The following is an 18,934-nucleotide window of genomic DNA, read 5'->3' as shown; positions in this document are numbered from 1 at the left end:
CCTTTACTCTTTGACATTCAATGATAACCCGTGCTTAATATTTTCCAGCAAAAAAGCATCGCTTATTTTCAAATAAGCGGCACCGCTTGGAACTTTAAGCTTGAGTATACGCGTCGACTCTTCTGATTTGATATCGCTTAAAAGGTGTAAGTGCTCATCAAAAAAGGCAACATCCGGAAACCATTTGTCTCCCGATTGAACCGTCAAACTGATCTCTTTGAGATTGTGCACGTCGATCCAATAAGGTTTTAAAGGCTTTCCTAAACTTGTCGTACCGACCTCGACTTTGCGTGCCGAAAGATACGCATTGCTTGAGTCGATATCGTAAAACCAATAGTGTTCATCGTTTTTCACGATATTCGTTATAGTACATCCCCTAGCCCCAAGGGCACGGGCGAACGCTTCGGGATCAACGACATGTTCGGTTTGAAGGTAAATTTCCCATACAAATCCGGCACTGTCGCGTAAAGCGTTATTGGTTAAAAAATAGTTATACCCCATCGTCTCGAGCGATTCGTTAATAATTTTCAAAAAAATAAGCGGATCGCTTTGCGTACGAAACGCCAGACGAAGTTGTATCGGTCTATCGTACAGCAATTGCACTAAGCCGTTTTTCTTCAAAACGGAAATGACCTTAACACTGTCCACTTCACCGTTAGGTAAAGTAAAAGCGGCAGGTTGTGCAAATAAGACTTGGATCAAATTGATCTGTTTGTCGTATTGCGTTGCGCCGACAAAACTTTTAACTTTTTCCTGAACGCTCTGTGCGCCGAATAACGAAAGACTCGCTATTAGGATCAAAAATAATTTTTTTACCAATTTTTACCTCGATTCAACTCGATAAACTTCTCTTCGGAAATTTTTTGTATTTTGCCGTTTTCCACCAAGAAACGGGTACTGCCCTGTTCACCAAAATCCTCGGTGCTCCCATCGTAAGAGAGCTTGAAAAAACCGTTACCCGTTTTAATCAGTTGGCGTTTGGTTAAATCGATCGTGATATTTTGATCGCCCGTAGTCTCTTTGCGACTCATATCGTCCAAGGAGACCCTACCGATCCAAATACGCTTTGTCGGTACGATAATCGCTCGGTTTTGAGGAATATTCGAGACCAATGAGACATTCGTATCGACGGGAGAAAGCGGAAGCGGTAACGAAACGTTACTTTCATTGCGCTCACCGCTCATATTCGCTTCTGATGCGCGCGTCAAATTTTCGTCGATTCGAACGACAACCGCACGAACGGTGGCATTGGAACTATTGGTTTCCACACTGCGTTCTTCAACTTTGACACCCAAAGAGCTTGCCGCTTCCTGAACGACGGGAGCGTTTTGAAATGCGGACGTTTGATTGGTTTCGCCTTTGACTTGATCTAACATGTTCCCTAAATCAAAATCGATTTTAAAAATAGAAAAGATACCGAACATTCCGGCAATAAAGGCAATGAATAAAAAAAGAATTGCCGCTTTTTTAGAACTTCGATCGCTCTTGGCACGAACAAAAATTTTTTCTTTTTGCTCGTCTTCTTCCGATTTATGTTCTGCCCAATAGTCGTAGAAACCCTCTAACCAATCGCTCAAATCCAGTTTATACTCGCGAGAAAGAATTTTGACGAATCCTAAAGTATTGATCTTATTGAGCTTTTCGTATTGATTGTTGATCATATACTCTAACTGAGCGACTTCGATATGTGTTCGCTTACAAACTTCTTGCAATCCGATTTTTTCCAATACCCTGATATCTTTATCCATTGGCTATCCTATCACACAGTACCGCAGCTGCCGCACTTACGTTTAAAGAGTCGAATGCTCTTGCCATTTTGATTGAAATAATCTTGTCTAACCGCTCTTTGATTTTAGGAGAAAGTCCTTTTCCTTCACTTCCCATCACTAACACTTTTTTAGAAGGGAAGCTAACGTCTTTTACGTCTTCACCGCCCATATCGGCTCCGTAAAGCGTAAAACCCATCTGTTTCAATTCGTTAAGCATATCACGCGTCGAAGGACACAGCGCGATCGGTAGTTCAAACGCCGCGGCACTGCTCGTACGTAAAATGGCTTCGAGATTACAATTTTTGACGCCGCTGAGAATCAATCCGTCCGCACCGAATGCGTAGGCACTTCGTACGATTGCTCCGATATTTCCGACATCGGTTACCTCATCAAGAACCACCAAAAACGAGCCGTGCTTAATCTCGTTAAAAGGCGTTAAGTTCATCGCGTCGATTTCGGCAATAAACCCTTGATGATTTCCTCCGTGACATAAGGCTTGCGCTTTACGTTCATCGATGCTACAAATTTTTGATGTCACGTTGGCAATGCGTGAAAAAAGTTTCGGATCGCATTTTTTGGACAAAAAAACCGTTTGGAGCTTTGAAGGATAGTGCTCTAACAGATGTAAAAATAGTTGTTTACCGTAAATAATCATGACAATTATTGTATCTAAAATGGCTTAAAATAATACGAGTTTGGCACAAAAAGTAGCGTCGATCGCTAAGGCTTATAGCAAAAAAGTTACTTACTTTTGAAGCGCGTTATACCACTCTTTGACGCTTTTTCCTGTGAGCTTCGAGAGAAGTTTCGCTTTTTGTTTCGGAGGTAAATCGAGGCTTAGAATATCTTCTTTGGTAATTGCTTCTGCATTCTCTTGTTTTTCGGGAGTCACGATCACAACCCATTCGCCTTTTAAATTAGCGTTTTTAAAGGCACTTTGTACCTCTAAAGCCGTTCCTAAAAAGCGTTTTTCATGCAATTTTGTCGCTTCTTTAATCGCAAAAATACTACGCTCTGGCGCAAAATGGGCTAACTCGTCCATTAGCTTTTCGATACGATGCGGCGATTCGTACACGATAACGGCGTAAGGAAGATTTAAAACTTCCGTCAATTCGTTATAGCGGTCATTTCCTTTATGCGCTAAAAATCCGTAGAAAATGAAACGGTGCGTCCCCAACCCGCTTGCAACATACGCCAAAAGTGCAGCATTGGCTCCGGGTAAAATTTCATACGCAATGGCGTGTTCTTGACAGTAACGTATCAAAACGCTTCCGGGATCGCTAATACCGGGCATTCCGGCATCACTTAAATAGCCGACGTTTTCTTGAAAAACGGCCGAATCGATTTCGCTCAAAACGCTTTGTTCGTTGTGTGAATGCATGGAAATAAAACGTTCGACGTGAAACATAACGCGGTGTTTGTCGCTTAAAAGTGTAAGGAGTTTTTTCGTAATGCGGGTGTCTTCGCAAAAGAGCGTTTTACATTCGGCAAGAAGTTTGAGGCTTCTTACCGAAATATCATCTAAGTTTCCTATGGGAGTAGGAATAAAATAGACCAATGTTTTATTCGAGAATTATTTTAAGTTGTATTTTTTCTTAAATTTCTCAACGCGACCTGCGGCATCCACGATTTTCTCACTGCCCGTAAAGAAAGGGTGGCATGCGCTACAAATGTCGATTTTGATCTCGGATTTATTCGAGAGCGTCTCAAAGCTGTTACCGCATGCGCAAGTAACGACACACGGTACGTATTCGGGATGAATATCTTTTTTCATAACGTTTTTCCTTAAATTGTTTATCATAAAAATAAAATCTGTTATTTGGCATGTTTTGCCAAAGGGTGCAAATTATAGCACAAAAGATTGATTATTTCAAGTCATGCCAAGATTTTCGAGACGGCCGCCGTGACCGCTGTTTCGCTTCTTAATATACTCGAGCACGAAAGACCCAAAATACGGTGCGCGTCAAACATCGCTCTCTCTTTGTCGCTAAAACCTCCCTCAGGTCCCACGACGAGCGTTCGAACGTCATCGTGAGCCGTGAGTTTACGTTCGCTAAAATCGATGATCGTCGCTTCGGGATACGCGCTTAGAAACGCTTTCAAGTTCGGGAGCATTTCAAACCGCATCAAACGGCTTCGTCCGCATTGTTGCGAAGAATTGATCACGATGCGCTCCATACGTTCACGATCGAGTTTAAACTGTTTTTGCGAAAATTCGGCGTAAAAAAAAGTCATTTTCTCGACACCCAATTCATTGAGCATCGGTAACGTTTTTTCAACGATTTTCGGATCGACGATACTCCAACCGACATGTAAAGATCGTGCAGAAAAAACGGGAGCGTACGTTGGGTGCGTTAAGCGCAAGAGAGCCTCTTTTTTTCCGATGCTCTCGATGACGTATTCGTATAAAATATCGTCTACAGCATTGCGCCAAAAAAGCGTCATACCGATCCCGATACGCCTAACTTTAAAGAGATGCTCGTAAGCTTTGACGTCTACATGTAATGTTTCCTCACCGGCATGAGAATGATACACAAACTGCATTTTATCGCACCGTGTAAAACAGAAGCGACGTGATAACGATTAAGAGGGCATCGATAAGGTACTTACGAATCGTGAGCGTTTTGTAACGGTTCAGATCCATTTGCGCGATGCGCACCTTTTTATAACTTTTATGGTTTCGAATGCCAAACGCGACGATATAAACCCAAACGCCGATCATTACCCACACTAAAGGCGAAAATGTAAACTGGCGTACCGCCATCACGATCAAGCCCGTAAAAAAAATTGCTGCCAATACGATGTAATATTGCGGTGCCAACAGTTCGAGTCGTTTGGACAACGAAACGAACGAGCGATCGCTTTTAAGCAAATAAAGATTCCCTCCGATTAAACCGACTAAAAGAACAATAAATAAAAGATGCAAGTCGGAAGAGAGTGCGATAAGTTCTTCCATGATGAAAATTCCTTCACAAAAAATAGTCTCAAATTTTACCCGTTTTAGTATAATATCCCGCATAAATCATAAGGTTTTCCCATGCCCGTTTTATACCAAGAAGCACTCAAAACAATTCAAACCGCCGTTGCGCCTTTACGAAAAACACAAACGCTCTCTTTATTGAAGGCGATGCATCGCATTTCGGCGGCAAACGTACACGCCCACTTTGCGCTACCGAAATACCCTATGAGCCTCAAAGAGGGATACGGATTTATTCTCAAAGAGCCGACGGACGATGCTTTATGCATTCCTTGGAGTCAAACCGTCAGGCTTTCGACGGGCGATTTCGTTCCGGCGGGCATTAACGCCGTCGTTGCCGAAGAAGACGCTCATATCGATTACGAAACGAACCGTATGATTTTAAACGCTAAACCTTCACTCTACCAAAATATTAAACACCAAGGCGAAGATATTGCCAAAGGCGAAATCCTGCTTCAACGTTTTGAACGGATTAGTGCCTATAAAATTACCGCCTTATCGTCGCAAGGCATTCATCGCATTAAAGTTTTGAAAAAACCCGTTATCGGTATTATTAGCATCGGAGAAGCCCTTGCAAACGGGCATGTCGCCAACTCAAACGCCATGAGCCTTGCCGGACGCATTATCGAGCTTGGCGGAACGATCGAAACAATGGTCGTTTGTCGGGAGAATACCGAAACCATTTTGGAACACTTACACCGTTTAAGCTCCGTGTGTGATTGCATCGTCACCACCGGTGCGTTAAGCCATAAAGATGCTATGCGCGCGTTGATCAATCAAAACGTCTTTGAGACGCTGTTTGATCGCGTCAAACTAACGCCTTCTCAGCCGAGTGCACTTTCGCTTTTAAACGCAACGCCGATTTTGCACCTTCCGGGCTTGCCTCTTTCGTGCATGCTCGGCTTTGAAATGCTAGGCGTTCCGCTCTTGCGCCACTTGCAACATTACACCTGTATGCTTCCCGATATGATTACGTGTATCAACCAAAAACGTTTAACATGTAAGGCTTCAAGTATGAATGCCGTTCCCGGATTTAGCGACGGTAGGCATTTTCTTCATGCGCCTTATTACGAAGCGGGACGTTTAAATATTTTAAGCGCGTGTAACGGTTATACGTTGATCGAAAACAAAGAGGTGATTGAAGAGGGAGAAGAGATCGCTTTTTTCTATTTTTAATACGAGGCTCGGGCAAAGCCCGAACCCCTACGCTGCGCTATGCACTAAAGCTTGCCTCGTGCGAGGCAGAATATTTGCTTACGCTTTCTTGACATGTAAGCTTTTATCCTTACATGTCAAAGCCTTATCATCCGCCGGTTTCGTAAAAAGCGCGATTGGAAGTCTCGTTTTGGTCGTCTTCGCTCCATTTATTTTTTTCGGGCTTATTGCGTAAAACCTCTTTTAAAATCTCCGTAGCTTTTTCGATATTTCCGTGTTGTACGGCTTCTTTAATGCTCATCGCTTCATCAAAGTAAAGACACGGTATCAACATCCCCTCCGCCGTCAGCCTAATACGATTGCAATCTTCGCAAAAATCGTGTTTATGCGGATCGATAATGCCGAACACGTACCCGTCTTCCAACTCAAAAAGATGTGCCGGACTCGGACCGGAACGACCGATCGCTTTAAACGGATATTTTTGGGCAATAATCTCTTGAACTTCTTGCGCGCTTAAGCCTTGAAGCTTCTCTTTAGCATGCGTGTTTTCCATATATTCGATATAACGAACGCTCATACCGCGTTCTTTGCAGAACTCTAAAATATCGACGACTTCGCTATCGTTCACGCCTCGAATCGGAACCATATTGATTTTGACGGTAAGCCCGACTTTCAAAGCCTCTTCGATACCCGCTTTGACTTTGCCCAGAACATCTTTTTGCGCCATTTTTGCCGCCACGTCGGCTTTAAGGCTGTCTAACGAAACGTTAACGCGCTGAAGTCCCGCATTTTTGAGTTTTAACGCCACGTCCTTGAGTAAAAATCCGTTGGTCGTTAACGCCAGATCAAGACCGCTTTTATGGTGGTTAATCATCGCGATAAAACGATCAAGATCGGCTCGCAAAAGCGGCTCACCTCCCGTGATACGAATCTTGGTAATCCCCTCGTCTATCGCCGTTTTAATAAATAAAAAAAGGTCTTCAAAACACAATAAATTTTCTTTAGGTACCCAAGAAAAGGGCTTTTCCGGCATACAATACAAACACCGAAAATTACACCGTTCCGTCACCGAAACACGCAAATACGTTACTTCCCTTCCAAATCCGTCAATCAGCATCTTTTCCCCATTTGTTTAAATCCGAAGAGGTATTATACATAAAATGTCACTTTGAAGCTATTTATAAAATGTTTTCGCCTACAATACTAAAGTCTACCCTAATTTTTAAGGAGCAAGCACGATGCAAAAAATTGTTCTGACTTCCAAAGAACACGATGTCAAACTCGATGCCTTTTTAGTCTCCAAAACCGATACGAAGGGACATATTACCTATTGTAATCAACCCTTTTTGCAAATCGTCGGTGCGCAAGAGTCCGACCTCTTGGGCCAACCCCATCGCATTATTCGCCATCCCGATATGCCCAAAATTATCTTTAAATATTTGTGGGAAAAAATTGCGCGTCAAGAAGAAATCTTTGCTTATATCAAAAATCTGAGCTTCGACGGAGGCTATTATTGGGTTTACGCCAACGTTACGGCATCGACCGATTCAAATCGGCGTATCGTCGGATACTATTCGATTCGACGCAAAGCCAATCCCAAAGCCTTGGAGATCATCAAACCTTTATACGAAAAGCTGCTTTCGTTGGAAAAAACGGGAGGTATCGATGCCTCTTCGGAATATTTAACGCACTATTTACACGAAAAAGGAGTCGATTATGACGAATTTTCAAACGCTCTTCAACGCTTATAAATTTCCCTTAGCGGGATTGTTCGTCGTTTTGCTGGCACTGAACTTTTTGTATCCGATTCCAAGCGTCGTCGACTCGTCTCTTTTGATTACGGGACTGGTTGCAGGATCGTTTTGGGGCAGTCAAAAAACAATGCAGTGCGATAGCGCGTTGTACGAAAAAACCTTACATGTCATTCGCGAAGCCGCACAAGGGAACTTGGAACCGCGCGTGATTGGGGCGGATCCTAACAAACCGATGGGGAAAATCGCCTTAGAAATTAACGACCTTTTAGATCAAATCGAAGCGTTGATGCGGGAAACCAAAACGTCTATCGAATTGGCGGGTGCGGGAAAAACGTATCGCAATATCTTTAACGAAGGTTTTCGCGGTCTGTTTTCGGTAAACGCGCGTTACATCGCTTCAGGCGTTCAAGGTATTTTAGAAGGACAAAAAGGTAAAGCCAAAGGCATGCTTTCTTCGGCTTTTGCCGACTTGGGCAACGGGAACAACGGTGTCGTAAGCATTCAAAAAGACTTGATGTCAAGCATCGAAGAGATGGGGAAAATCACGCAAATTTCCGATGAAACGGCACATAAATCGGACGAGAGTCTTCAAACCGTCACCGAATTGACGCAAGGCATTCAAGAGTTATTGGAACTTTTAAACAGCTCGAACGAAGCTATTACCTCGCTTAGCGCACGCACTTCCGAAATCTCGTCCGTCGTCAACCTCATCAAAGATATTGCCGATCAAACCAACCTTTTAGCGCTCAATGCCGCCATCGAAGCGGCGCGGGCGGGGGAACACGGCAGAGGCTTTGCGGTCGTTGCCGATGAAGTACGCAAACTGGCCGAACGTACGCAAAAAGCGACGCAAGAGATTGCCATGACGATTCAAACGCTTCAACAAGAGACCAACGGCATCTATGCCAACTCCGAACGCATCAGCGTGATAGCCGATACCAGCGGTCAAAACGTCGTTCATTTCGAAGAAGCGTTAAAAGCGTTCAATCACGATGCCAACCGCACGGCAGATACGTCTTACCGCTTGGAAAATAAAATTTTTACCATTTTGGCAAAAATCGACCATATCGTCTACAAAACCAACGCCTATTCCGCGGTGCTCAACGAAAAAACGGATACGCATTTCGTCGATCATGAAAATTGTCGCTTAGGCAAATGGTACCTTAACCCTTTTACCAAAGAGCGCTTTAGCGTTACAAAATCGTATGCGGCACTCGAAGCACCGCACAAAACCGTTCATAGCTGTGTTTTGAAAAATTTAGAAACCTTGAGAGAAACGGATAATCGCATGCAAAATATTGAAATTTTTATCGACAATTTCAAGCAGATGGAAGAGGCGAGCATGACCTTGTTTAAAACCCTCGATGCGATGATCGAAGAGTGTACGACGCACTGTCGCCATTCCCGCTCTTCGTAAAAAAATGAAGCTTACATGTAGGATTTTACGATCGTCAAAATCTTACATGTAACGCGTTAAATCCCCTCGAACGTTCTACTTGAGGTTGGCCAGTTTGAGCACCAAATCCACTTCGCCCACGCCGATACGCAAATCTTTTGCGATTTCCGCTTCGCTTTTACCTTTGGCAAATAAAGATAAAATTATCTTTTCATTCGAACTGGAAGGTACGACCGAAGCAAAGCTCATCTCTTTGGTACGGCTTTCGATACGATCGATACGTGCACTTTGTTCGTCTCTGAAATGCTGCATGATCTTTTCGACGTCTTTAAGCGAAGCAACGACCGGAAGAAGGCTGTGTTGCACTTCTTGTTTTGCCTGATCGAGAATTCTCTTTTCCAACGCTTTAGGGTCGGTTTGTTCTTGCGCCTTCATCTCCGTGAGCGTTTTATTGAGTACATGGTTTTGGTAGTTGAGCTCTTCAATGCTTTTTTCGTAAATCAAAAGTTTTTTATTGACTTCAACGTCTCGAATGTAAACCATCAAAAAAATAATGACGATCAACGCCGCCAATGCGATAAACGCCAATGTCTCAATACTCATCGTCAAATCCTTTCATCTCTCGAATCATCGCTCTCTCGCATGAAGCCACGTAAGTGTCCCACTCCCGCTCGTCTTCGTGATGCATCGTCGTGATCTTGGCAAGCGTGGGCGACAACGCTTGAAAAAAAAGCGGCGTGACGCGTTTGGGAAAGCTCGGAAGCGTAAATCGTCCGTAGTACGAATATTCCGTTTGCAATACGGGAACGTCGCATTCAAAATAACCGTCGTAACCTACGGCATGAATCGTTGCTTCACCGCGCAAAGGAAGATGCAAAGGCTGCTCTTTTTGTTCCACCATACGCGTTAACATGTCAACCTTTCGATGCAACTCGATGATCAACGCCAATAAAACGGGATCGCTTTCTTGCACCTCTTTGCGCGTTTTCGAAGACTTGAGCCATGCGCCCAAAGCATCGTCGTTTAAAACGGAGAGCTCTTCATATTCGTGCGTAAAACGTTGTTCTTCTTTATAGACGCCTTCTTCAAAAAAGAGCGTTAAGCACGCGTTGACCAAGCGAATCGAATCCATGCTAAAACCTATCGATCAAAATACAGATAAAAAAGAGAATGCCTAAATAACCGTTAAGCGTAAAAAAAGCACGGTCGATTTTCGTAAAATCGCGCGCGACGATGCGGTGTTCGAAAAAAAGCACTACCGCAGAAAGTGCGACACCGACGTAAGCGAAAAAGCCCAACGACGCACTCAGAGCAAATAAAAACCAAAAGAGAATCGTTTGGGCATGAAAAAGCCGCGAGATAAAAAACGTCGCGTCTTTACCGAAACGCGAAGGAATCGAGAAAAGCCCGTTAGCCTTGTCGTATTCCATATCTTGCAGCGAGTACAAAAGATCAAATCCCGCGACCCAATACATCACGCCGATCGAAAGTAAAATCGCCCAAAGCGGCGTCGCTTCTTGTACGGCGATCACGCCCGCGATCGGGGCAAGGCCTAAAGACATACCCAAGACCAAATGGGCATACGGCGAAAAGCGTTTGAACAACGAATACCCGCCTAAGACGATCAAAATCGGTACGCTCAGTCCAAATGCGAGATCGTTAATGAGATAAGCGACTCCAATAAAGACACCTGCATTGATTGCGATAAACAGTAAGAGGTTAGAGCTTCCGATGCGCCCGTCCACGCTCGGACGACCGGCGGTTCTTGGATTGTATTGATCGATATCGCGATCGGCGTATCGATTAAACGCCATGGCAAAATTGCGCGCGCTCACGGCGGCGGCTAGACCTAAAATCAATAATTTAAACCCGAACCAAACCGTATCGTTTTGTGCTTTAGAGGCAACGATCATGGCCGTAAAAATAAACGGAAGGGCGAAGATAGAGTGTTTAAAGACGATCAAATCGCCGATATCTTTCAGTTTTTGCCAAAACGATTGCACGCGAAACCTTTTTAGAGTAAGATAGCTCGATTTTACAACAAAACCCTTTAAAAGTGTTATAATTGCCCATTACCAACCCCTCATACGAAAGAGATATTCGTGAAAACCGTCGCTATTTTAGGTCCGACCGCATCCGGTAAAACCGCCCTTGCCATTGCACTTGCCAAACGCCATAACGCCTTAATCCTCTCGTTGGACTCCTTAAGCATCTATCGTTACATCGATATTGCTTCGGCAAAGCCTAGCCTTCCGGAAAGAGAAGGCATCACGCATTTGGGAATCGACGTTTTATTTCCGGACGAACATTTTGACGTGACGATGTTCTTCGGACTCTACGAAGAAGCCAAAGCGTGCGCCGAAGCGGAAGGGAAAAATCTGATTATCGTCGGAGGAACGAGCTTTTACCTCAAGGCCATGATGGAAGGGCTCAGTCTTAGACCCGAGATTTCAGATTCCGCCCAAGACGAAATTCGACGCTTGATGTGCGATATACCGTTGGCGTACGATCTCATACGACGCACGGATCCTTCGTATGCTTCCAAAATCGCGTCTAGCGATCGCTACCGAATCGAAAAATGGTTGGAAATTTTTATCGCGACGGCAGAGATACCCTCCGTCTATCTGGAACACTCTAAACAAGCGCCTTTAATCAGGGAGCTTGCCCTCTTCGAAATCGACGTCCCAAGAGAAGTTCTCGCGCAAAAGATTACGTTACGCACGCAAACCATGATCAAACTCGGCTTGGTTGATGAAGTTTTCGGCTTGGAAAAACGTTACGGCAGAGCTCCTCAATGCATGAAAGCTATCGGTATTAAAGAGGTCTTGGACTATTTTGACGGAAGCTTGAAATACAACGATCTTGTCGAGCGCATCAGTTTCAATACGATTCATTTGGCCAAGCGCCAACGCACCTTCAACGCTTCACAATTCCCCTTACATGTCAAAGGCGATATTGAACATCTTTTCGATACGATTACACGATATTTTACTTCCGAAACAAGGTCTATTGTCGTATGAAAATTATCGATCACAATTACATCAACGGCGCATTTACGCCTATTCGTTCTCACGAAAGCCTTATCCTTAAAAATCCGACGACCGAAGAAGCCATCGCGCAAATTTACCTGAGTACGCCCCAAGCGATGGACGAAGCGATTACCTGTGCCGCACAAACGTTTGAAACGTTTTCAAAGACGTCGATCGAAGAGAGAATGCAGATGCTTGAACGCCTTCACGACACATTGAGCGAACGCGAGAGCGAGCTGATTGATCTGGCGGTTTTAGAATTCGGGGCAACGATTACGACGACGAGGCGACGAACGAAAAATGCGATTCGCCTCTTTTTAGATATTAAAGACGAGCTTCAAACCTACGATTTTATCAAGCAAGATGCTTTTTCCATTACCCTTAAAGAAGGCGTCGGCGTTATCGGCGTCATTATCCCGTGGAATGCCAATCTTGCCCATCTTTGCGGCAATATCGCTCCGGCCATCGCCATGGGGTGTACGCTGGTCATTAAACCGAGCGAACTGAACGCCCTCGAAACGCAAGCCTTTTTGGAATGCGTTCACAAAGCCGGCATTCCTAAAGGCGTTATCAACGTCGTGCAAGGAACCGGAGAGGGCGTCGGCGAAGCCTTAACTTCCCATCCGCTGATCAATGCCGTCTCGTTTATCGGAAGTACGAAAACGGGAAAGCGTATTTTTGAAAAGTGCGCCAAGAGCGTTAAGCGTATGACCTTAGAACTCGGCGGAAAATCTCCGACGGTTCTTCTAGAAGACGCCTCTTTTGAAAAAGCCATTCCGCACGTTTTAAGCAGTGCTTTTAGCAATAGCGGACAAGCCTGCCACGCCGGTAGCCGACTTTTGGTTCCCAAAGCCAGACTTGCAGAAACGGAACGTTTGCTTCTTGAAGCCGTTGCACGCCTTCGTATCGGCGATCCCAAAGAAGAAGCGACTCATATCGGACCGATGATCACGCAAACACAGTTTAATACCGTTCAATCGTATATTCAAAGCGGTATCGACGCAAAAGCAAGACTTTTGTGCGGCGGACTCGGAAGAGCGGAAGGCTTAACGCGCGGCTATTTCGTCAAACCGACGATTTTTATTTGCGAAGACGAAGATCTCAAAATCGTTCAAGAAGAGATTTTCGGTCCGGTGTTATGCGTGCTTACGTATGAAAACGAAGCCGAAGCCCAACGCATGGCGAACCATACGATTTTCGGCCTCTCGGCATACGTTTTTTCCGACGACGAGCAAAGAGCTTTGGCGTTTGCCAAACAGATACGAAGCGGAAGGGTTTTAATCAATACGGCAACGTCCAACGCTAAAACACCGCCTTTTGGAGGCATGAAACAATCGGGTCTGGGGCGCATGGGAGGAAGATACTCGATGGACGCTTTTAGCGAGATAAAGTCGATCCTTTTTTAGGGCAACAAATCGAGATTTTGTTGGCAAATGCTTTTCCACGAGCTTTGGTCGTTCACCGCGACGCATTGCGTGAAATAAGCTTTTGCTTTTTCGGTATTTTTCAATTTCATACTGAGCTCTCCCGCGTGGTACAAGAGGCGTATTTTATCTTTAGGTGCGACATGGACGTTTAATAGCGGCTCAACAATACTCAACGCCTCTTCGTTACGCTCTAAGCGTTTGAGGGCGTCAATATACAAGAGCTCCACGCTCGGCGTATATGCGGTCGTTTTAAACTGCGCTTGCATCTGCATAATAATCTTGGCGTATTGGCTCAAAAGCAGATCGTTTTTAGCGTCGTTTGCCATTTTAACGATTTCATAATACAGATCGATCGTTTCGGCTTCGTTAGGGTATAAAATGCGAATACCCTCCGCCAACGAAGAAGCTCCTTCTAAATCTTTCAACCCCGTATAAGCAAAAAAGAGATCGCGAAGCGTCGCCAAGTCGATCTTTTGTCGCAGCGAAAACGTTAAGGTTTTCAAATCTTCTTTAAACGCGATCGCCTCTTTAAAGCGTCCCGTTTTCACCAACGCCTGTACCTCTTTTTGCGTCCATTCGTAACGCTTTTGAAGCGACGCGTCTTTCAAATGCGCACCGGATATTTCTCTAGCACGATCAAAGCGCGATTGGCGCATAAAACACTCAAAAAGCTTATCGTCGTGCGTGCCGTCGCTCAATTGCAATTTATAGGTTTCGATTAAGTCGATCGTCGTTGGACATTCGCTTTTTTCCAACGCTTGCAGCGCAAGGGATTTTGCCGCTTCGTAAACGAGTTCTTCACCTTTAAGATCAAAACGATCGGGAACTTTCGCCAATGCGTCTTGCATTCCCAAAATGTCTTGATACCGTTTTTGTTTCATCAAAAGATTGGCTTTTTCCAAAAGGGCTTTTTGACCGATTTCGTTATTGTACTTTTCGATCAATTTATCGTAATAATTTTCCAATTTCGTTTCGTTATTTTCCGGACGTTTAAAGAAGAGTTCGTCCAAAGCTTCGTTCACGTCTTGTAGGTATTCGCCGTTTGTTTTATAGTCGCTTAGGTACTCTTGGTAGCGTCCGTATGCTGCTTCCGTTTCGTTGGCTTTGGCGTGCCAATCGCCGCTTTCTTTTAGGAGCAACTCGCGATTTTCCTCTTTTTTAGACATATTCGCCAATAAAAGATCCGTAATCGACGCCGCAAGATCGTACAATTTATGCTCGTACAACCGCTTTGCCAATTTATAGCTTGCCGACGTATCTTTGAGTAAATACGCCGCGTTGACGTTCAAGACTTTGAGTAAATACTCTTTCGCCTCTTTTAACTTACCCGCATCCATTTGATAATCGCTCAGTCGAATCGCGGCTTCGGAAGCAACGTCGATGTCTTGCGCGCCGTACAGAACGTCTAAGTAAAGCTTCATCGCTTTTTCTTTCTCTTTTTTGGCAAAGAGATGGTCGGCATACAGTAAAATAGCTTTTTTCGTAAAAATGTTATCGGGATGTTCGCTGACTAAAATATCCAAAAAGTAATTGGCGTCCGATTTGGAACCGCTTTTCAGATACGCTTTGGTCATCAGCATTAAGACTTCGGGTAAATTTTCATCGCTCGTAAACTCTTTACTCCAACGTTTGGCGATCTCGGCAATCGTCGTATCGTTAAAGCTAAGCTCCGCCGAATCTTCGCTCCGTGCACTTAATATTTTATCCATAGAGCGCATTTGAAACAACTCGAGTTCACTACGGAAAATCGAATTGGGAAAAGCGTTTAATACGCGCGTTACGTCCTTGACGACGCTTTCGTAGTCGCCTTTTTCGTAGGCTTGTTTAATATCCAAATAGAGGGTTATGTCTTTACTTTGCGCATACGAAATCGGTTTTCCGTTCAGATCCAACGCCCCGACGTAAGGCATCTCTTGTTTGGAATAAACGACGGGAAAATCAATAGCGTCAAGCGGTTTTTTTTGCGTGTATAGCGGTTTTTCTTGAAAAAGAATTGTCCAATGTGCGTAACGTTTGAGTTTAGGCTTACCTAACACCTCTTTCGTTTCGAACAAGCTCTCTTCGACCGCGATTAATTGAGAATCGACCTTGGGCTCGATAGCAATATAAAAAGCACCCTCTTTCTCATAAAAATCGAGCTCGGCAAACTTCATCTTTTTCGGCTCAATCGGTTTATCGATCGCTCTTTCGATTTTGCATAAGTAGCGTTTGTGTTCTAAAGCGTCGGGAATCGTCTCACATGTAAAGGGCGATGCGTCGATAAGGTGTAAAATAGCATAATTGATTTTATTCTCTTTGCCGCTGTTAAATACGATCTCTAAAGCAAAAAGTTGTGCCGATAAAACCCAAAGAAGAAAAATGTATTTCATGCCTACATTATAGCAAAATAAGGGGATTTTCTCCCCTTATCTAAAAGCCGCTGGAAGCGACGTAGTGCGTAATAACTTCTAAAAGCGGTTCCACAAAAGCAATCGAAAATATCGTCACGATAGCGGCAAAACCTACGATGACTTTGAGCGATGTCGAAGCATTGGTCGCATAAAGTCTTGCATCGATCGTGACCGGTTCGTGCAAGAACATGTAAACGACCAATTTCATATAATAATAAACGGCAACGGCACTGTTAAGTGCGATCACGACGGCGAGCCAAATATAGTCGCTGTTAATTGCGGCACTGATCAAATACAGTTTTCCCCAGAAAACCGAAAACGGCGGCATTCCCGCAAGCGCAAACATAAAAATACCCATAATCGTCGCCGTCATCGGCATAATTTTCACTAACCCCGAAAATTTCGTATAAGGATGTTGATAACGCTCGTCCCATAGATTCTCGCGGTGTCGCACGATCCACAACATCGTAAACGCACCCAAATTGGTAAAAAGAAAGAAGATCCAATAGACAAACAACGCCGTATTGGCTTGGGTTGTTCCGATCAAAATCGCCGCCATCATAGAACCCGCATGCGAAATCGAACTAAACGCCAACATACGTTTAACGTCTTCTTGCACCAAGGCCGTGATATTGGCTAAGGTCATCGTCAGCACCACCGCAGCGTACAATACGTATTCCAACCAGACCACGCCCGAAGCAATGAGCATTTCAAACAAACGCATCGCGACGACGAAACCCGCAATCTTCGGAACGATTGACATGTAACCGGCAAGCGGTGCGGAGCTTCCTTCGTAAACGTCGGGCGTCCACGTATGGGAAGGGACTAGCGAGAGTTTAAACCCAAGAGCCGCCACCATAAAAATCGTAGCCGCTAAAACGCCGACCAGCGGTTCGAAGTGACGTTCTTGTAACACTTGTTCGATCTGATGAATTTCGACGCTTCCGGTCAACGCATAGAAAATCAATGCGGACATGCCGTAAAAACCCGCCGCCAAGGCACCCATCGTAAAATACTTAATTGCCGCCTCAAACGCTTTTGCGCGATTGTGAAGAGCGATCAGCGTATACAGTGCAAGGCTTGACGTTTCCAAACCGATAAAAATTAAAATCAAGTTATCGCTGGTCACCATGCATTGAAAGCCGACGATCATAAACATAAAAAGTGCGTAAAATTCCGCCATCTTAAATTCTCTAAAATGGCGATGGCTCATGGAGAGCGGTAAAAAGAGCGCGGAAGCAACCAAAATAATGACTTGCGCGATCAACGAAATACCGTCGATCAAAAGAACGTCGAAGAAGCCGCGTACGTCGCCTTTGTATCCGATAACCGCCCCAAAATCCAAGACAATGAACAAAATCGTAATCATCGTTAGAAAGCTACGATTCAGCCCTTTAACCGCCAAGTCGACGCAAATAAGCGCTAACGCGCCGATCGTCAAAATCGCCATCGGCAAAAGCGCTTGTAAATTTAGCCCTGCGATATCGATTGAAATAGGCTCTAACATTAGTGATTCCCTCCTATCGTATTCGCTTTCATCAAGAGCTCTTTGGTCTTATCTTGAAGGGCTTTTTGATCCATTAAAACCAACATTTTTTCGACGCTCGCATCGATAGTCGTTAAAATCGGTTTAGGGTAAATGCCCAAAATAGCGACTAAAGCGACTAAAGGAATCAGTGCGCTTAGCTCTTTAGCATTTAAGTCTTTGAGGGTTTTGTTTTCCACATGTACGACTTCGCCGAAGAAGGACTTTTTATAGAGCACCAACATATAAACCGCACCTAAGATAATGCCCGTTCCCGCCAAAAGCGTCATCACCCAATTGATACGGTAAAAACCCGCCAAAGAGAGGAACTCTCCGACAAAACCTACGGTCAAAGGAAGTCCCACCGAAGCCATCAGCATAATGCCGTAAATCGTCGCAAAATTGGGCATTACCGAAGCCAAACCGCCGAAGTCTTTCATCATCTTCGTATGACGTCTATCGTAAATGACGCCCACTAGCATAAACAATGCACCGCTCACGATGCCGTGACTGAGCATTAAAAAAATCGAACCGGTAATTCCCTCGCCGTTCATCGCAAACGTTCCTAAAATCACGATACCCATATGCGAAATCGAACTGTACGCGATGACTTGCTTCATATCCTCTTGTGCGTAAGCGATCATCGCCGCATAAATCACCATAATAATACAAATGATCGCAACCGGAATCAGAAAATAGACCGATGCGTCCGGAAAAAGCGGCAGTGAAAAACGCACAAAACCGTAACTTCCCATTTTTAAAAGCACCGCCGCCAAGATGACCGAACCGATGGTCGGAGCTTGACCGTGGGCATAGGGCAACCACGTATGAAACGGGAACATCGGTACTTTAATTGCAAAGCCTACGAAGAAAGCTCCGAAAAGCCATAATTGTGCGTCAAACGGTACTTGTAAAGCGTACCAATCGGGCAATGCGAAGCTCCAAATACCCGTTGCATCGTGGTACAAATACCCCATATACAAAATACCCACCAACATTAAAACCGAGCCGGAGAAGGTGTAAAGGAAAAATTTGATCGCCGCATACATACGATTGGCACTACCCCACGCACCGATGATGTAGAGCATCGGAATTAAGGAGAGCTCCCAAAACGCATAAAACCATACGACGTCCAAAATAACGAAAACGCCGACCATCGTCATTTCTAAGAATAAAACGGTAATGACGAGATTTTTAATCTCTTTTTCAATACTCAATCCGATTAATGCGATCATTGTGATAAACGTCGATAATATAATCAAAAAGAGCGAAATACCGTCAACGCCCAGATAATAATTCATACCGTAACTGGGGACGAAAGGAAAAAACTCGACGAACTGATACCCCGGATTGCTCGTATCAAAAACCATCCATAAGATTAAAGACAAAACAAACTCGATAGCACTCACGCAAATACCGTACGCACGAATACTCTCTTTTACAACCAAAAAGCCTAAAAGTCCGGCCATCGCCGGAAAAAATACCAAAAGGGATAAAATATGCTCCATTACC

General features: G+C 44.4%; 19 protein-coding genes. 5 read left to right on the top strand and 14 right to left on the bottom strand.

Going from position 1 to position 18,934, the window contains the following annotated elements; all coding sequences use genetic code 11:
• Positions 1 to 3: 3 nt before the first annotated feature.
• The 7 genes from OA34_RS00760 to OA34_RS00730 form a co-directional block, all read right to left on the bottom strand.
• On the bottom strand, positions 4 to 819 hold the full coding sequence (locus tag OA34_RS00760) for a hypothetical protein (RefSeq protein WP_039671927.1): 816 nt from the start codon (positions 817 to 819) through the stop codon (positions 4 to 6).
• Positions 813 to 1,748 (bottom strand): hypothetical protein, encoded by a 936-nt coding sequence (locus tag OA34_RS00755; RefSeq protein ID WP_039671926.1) that lies wholly within the window; start codon positions 1,746 to 1,748, stop codon positions 813 to 815. Before OA34_RS00755 ends, OA34_RS00760 begins: the two co-directional genes overlap by 7 nt.
• Positions 1,741 to 2,424, bottom strand: a complete 684-nt coding sequence (gene rlmB / locus OA34_RS00750) for a 23S rRNA (guanosine(2251)-2'-O)-methyltransferase RlmB (protein WP_039671925.1) — start codon at positions 2,422 to 2,424, stop codon at positions 1,741 to 1,743. Before rlmB ends, OA34_RS00755 begins: the two co-directional genes overlap by 8 nt.
• Before the next feature lie 90 nt (positions 2,425 to 2,514).
• Positions 2,515 to 3,327: a 16S rRNA (cytidine(1402)-2'-O)-methyltransferase gene (gene rsmI / locus OA34_RS00745; RefSeq protein WP_039671924.1), complete on the bottom strand. Its 813-nt coding sequence runs from the start codon at positions 3,325 to 3,327 to the stop codon at positions 2,515 to 2,517.
• Positions 3,328 to 3,342: 15 nt separating this feature from the next.
• On the bottom strand, positions 3,343 to 3,543 hold the full coding sequence (gene rpmE, locus OA34_RS00740; RefSeq protein ID WP_039671923.1) for a 50S ribosomal protein L31: 201 nt from the start codon (positions 3,541 to 3,543) through the stop codon (positions 3,343 to 3,345).
• 101 nt (positions 3,544 to 3,644) lie between these two features.
• Entirely contained in the window at positions 3,645 to 4,313 is a 669-nt protein-coding gene (locus OA34_RS00735; RefSeq protein ID WP_039671922.1) for a 16S rRNA (uracil(1498)-N(3))-methyltransferase, read from the bottom strand.
• 1 nt (position 4,314) lies between these two features.
• Positions 4,315 to 4,725 carry a hypothetical protein gene (locus OA34_RS00730; RefSeq protein WP_039671921.1) on the bottom strand — a complete coding sequence of 137 codons (411 nt, stop codon included), beginning with the start codon at positions 4,723 to 4,725 and terminating at the stop codon, positions 4,315 to 4,317.
• An 81-nt stretch (positions 4,726 to 4,806) separates the two neighbouring features.
• Here OA34_RS00730 and OA34_RS00725 point away from each other — a divergent pair, with 81 nt between their 5' ends.
• Positions 4,807 to 5,922, top strand: coding sequence for a molybdopterin molybdotransferase MoeA (locus OA34_RS00725; RefSeq protein WP_039671920.1), 1,116 nt, complete (start codon positions 4,807 to 4,809; stop codon positions 5,920 to 5,922).
• Between the two features lie 127 nt (positions 5,923 to 6,049).
• Here OA34_RS00725 and moaA read toward each other — a convergent pair whose 3' ends face one another.
• Positions 6,050 to 7,018, bottom strand: coding sequence for a GTP 3',8-cyclase MoaA (gene moaA / locus OA34_RS00720; protein WP_039671919.1), 969 nt, complete (start codon positions 7,016 to 7,018; stop codon positions 6,050 to 6,052).
• A gap of 121 nt (positions 7,019 to 7,139) precedes the next feature.
• Here moaA and OA34_RS00715 point away from each other — a divergent pair, with 121 nt between their 5' ends.
• Both OA34_RS00715 and OA34_RS00710 read left to right on the top strand, forming a co-directional pair.
• A complete protein-coding gene (locus OA34_RS00715) occupies positions 7,140 to 7,652 on the top strand; it encodes a PAS domain-containing protein (RefSeq protein WP_039671918.1) in 513 nt (170 codons plus the stop codon).
• Positions 7,618 to 9,072 (top strand): methyl-accepting chemotaxis protein, encoded by a 1,455-nt coding sequence (locus tag OA34_RS00710; RefSeq protein ID WP_286682778.1) that lies wholly within the window; start codon positions 7,618 to 7,620, stop codon positions 9,070 to 9,072. Before OA34_RS00715 ends, OA34_RS00710 begins: the two co-directional genes overlap by 35 nt.
• 75 nt (positions 9,073 to 9,147) lie before the next feature.
• On the opposite strand, the gene OA34_RS00705 is transcribed toward OA34_RS00710, so the two are convergent.
• Genes OA34_RS00705 through mqnP form a run of 3 tightly spaced genes read right to left on the bottom strand, consistent with a single transcriptional unit; the run spans position 9,148 to position 11,054 of the window.
• Positions 9,148 to 9,654, bottom strand: coding sequence for a DUF6115 domain-containing protein (locus tag OA34_RS00705; protein ID WP_039671917.1), 507 nt, complete (start codon positions 9,652 to 9,654; stop codon positions 9,148 to 9,150).
• Positions 9,644 to 10,183 (bottom strand): hypothetical protein, encoded by a 540-nt coding sequence (locus OA34_RS00700; protein ID WP_039671916.1) that lies wholly within the window; start codon positions 10,181 to 10,183, stop codon positions 9,644 to 9,646. Before OA34_RS00700 ends, OA34_RS00705 begins: the two co-directional genes overlap by 11 nt.
• 1 nt (position 10,184) lies before the next feature.
• On the bottom strand, positions 10,185 to 11,054 hold the full coding sequence (gene mqnP, locus OA34_RS00695; protein WP_039671915.1) for a menaquinone biosynthesis prenyltransferase MqnP: 870 nt from the start codon (positions 11,052 to 11,054) through the stop codon (positions 10,185 to 10,187).
• 99 nt (positions 11,055 to 11,153) lie between these two features.
• Here mqnP and miaA point away from each other — a divergent pair, with 99 nt between their 5' ends.
• Together miaA and OA34_RS00685 are read left to right on the top strand one after the other, a co-directional pair.
• Entirely contained in the window at positions 11,154 to 12,071 is a 918-nt protein-coding gene (gene miaA, locus OA34_RS00690) for a tRNA (adenosine(37)-N6)-dimethylallyltransferase MiaA (protein ID WP_039671914.1), read from the top strand.
• On the top strand, positions 12,068 to 13,486 hold the full coding sequence (locus tag OA34_RS00685) for an aldehyde dehydrogenase family protein (RefSeq protein ID WP_039671913.1): 1,419 nt from the start codon (positions 12,068 to 12,070) through the stop codon (positions 13,484 to 13,486). The genes miaA and OA34_RS00685 overlap by 4 nt, the downstream gene beginning before the upstream one ends.
• Here the strand turns inward: OA34_RS00685 and OA34_RS00680 are convergent.
• Genes OA34_RS00680 through OA34_RS00670 form a run of 3 tightly spaced genes read right to left on the bottom strand, consistent with a single transcriptional unit; the run spans position 13,483 to position 18,930 of the window.
• Positions 13,483 to 15,876 carry a DUF7494 domain-containing protein gene (locus OA34_RS00680; RefSeq protein WP_039671912.1) on the bottom strand — a complete coding sequence of 798 codons (2,394 nt, stop codon included), beginning with the start codon at positions 15,874 to 15,876 and terminating at the stop codon, positions 13,483 to 13,485. The genes OA34_RS00685 and OA34_RS00680 overlap by 4 nt on opposite strands.
• 40 nt (positions 15,877 to 15,916) lie before the next feature.
• On the bottom strand, positions 15,917 to 17,404 hold the full coding sequence (nuoN, locus tag OA34_RS00675; RefSeq protein ID WP_039671911.1) for an NADH-quinone oxidoreductase subunit NuoN: 1,488 nt from the start codon (positions 17,402 to 17,404) through the stop codon (positions 15,917 to 15,919).
• The gene (locus tag OA34_RS00670) at positions 17,404 to 18,930 is read right to left on the bottom strand and encodes an NADH-quinone oxidoreductase subunit M (RefSeq protein ID WP_039671910.1); all 1,527 of its coding nucleotides are present in this window, start codon (positions 18,928 to 18,930) and stop codon (positions 17,404 to 17,406) included. The genes nuoN and OA34_RS00670 overlap by 1 nt, the downstream gene beginning before the upstream one ends.
• Between the last annotated feature and the right edge of the window lie 4 nt (positions 18,931 to 18,934).

Source organism: Sulfurospirillum sp. MES (genome assembly GCF_000789415.1).
GTDB classification, from domain to species: domain Bacteria; phylum Campylobacterota; class Campylobacteria; order Campylobacterales; family Sulfurospirillaceae; genus Sulfurospirillum; species Sulfurospirillum cavolei.
This window is presented reverse-complemented; position numbering and strand designations above follow the sequence as displayed.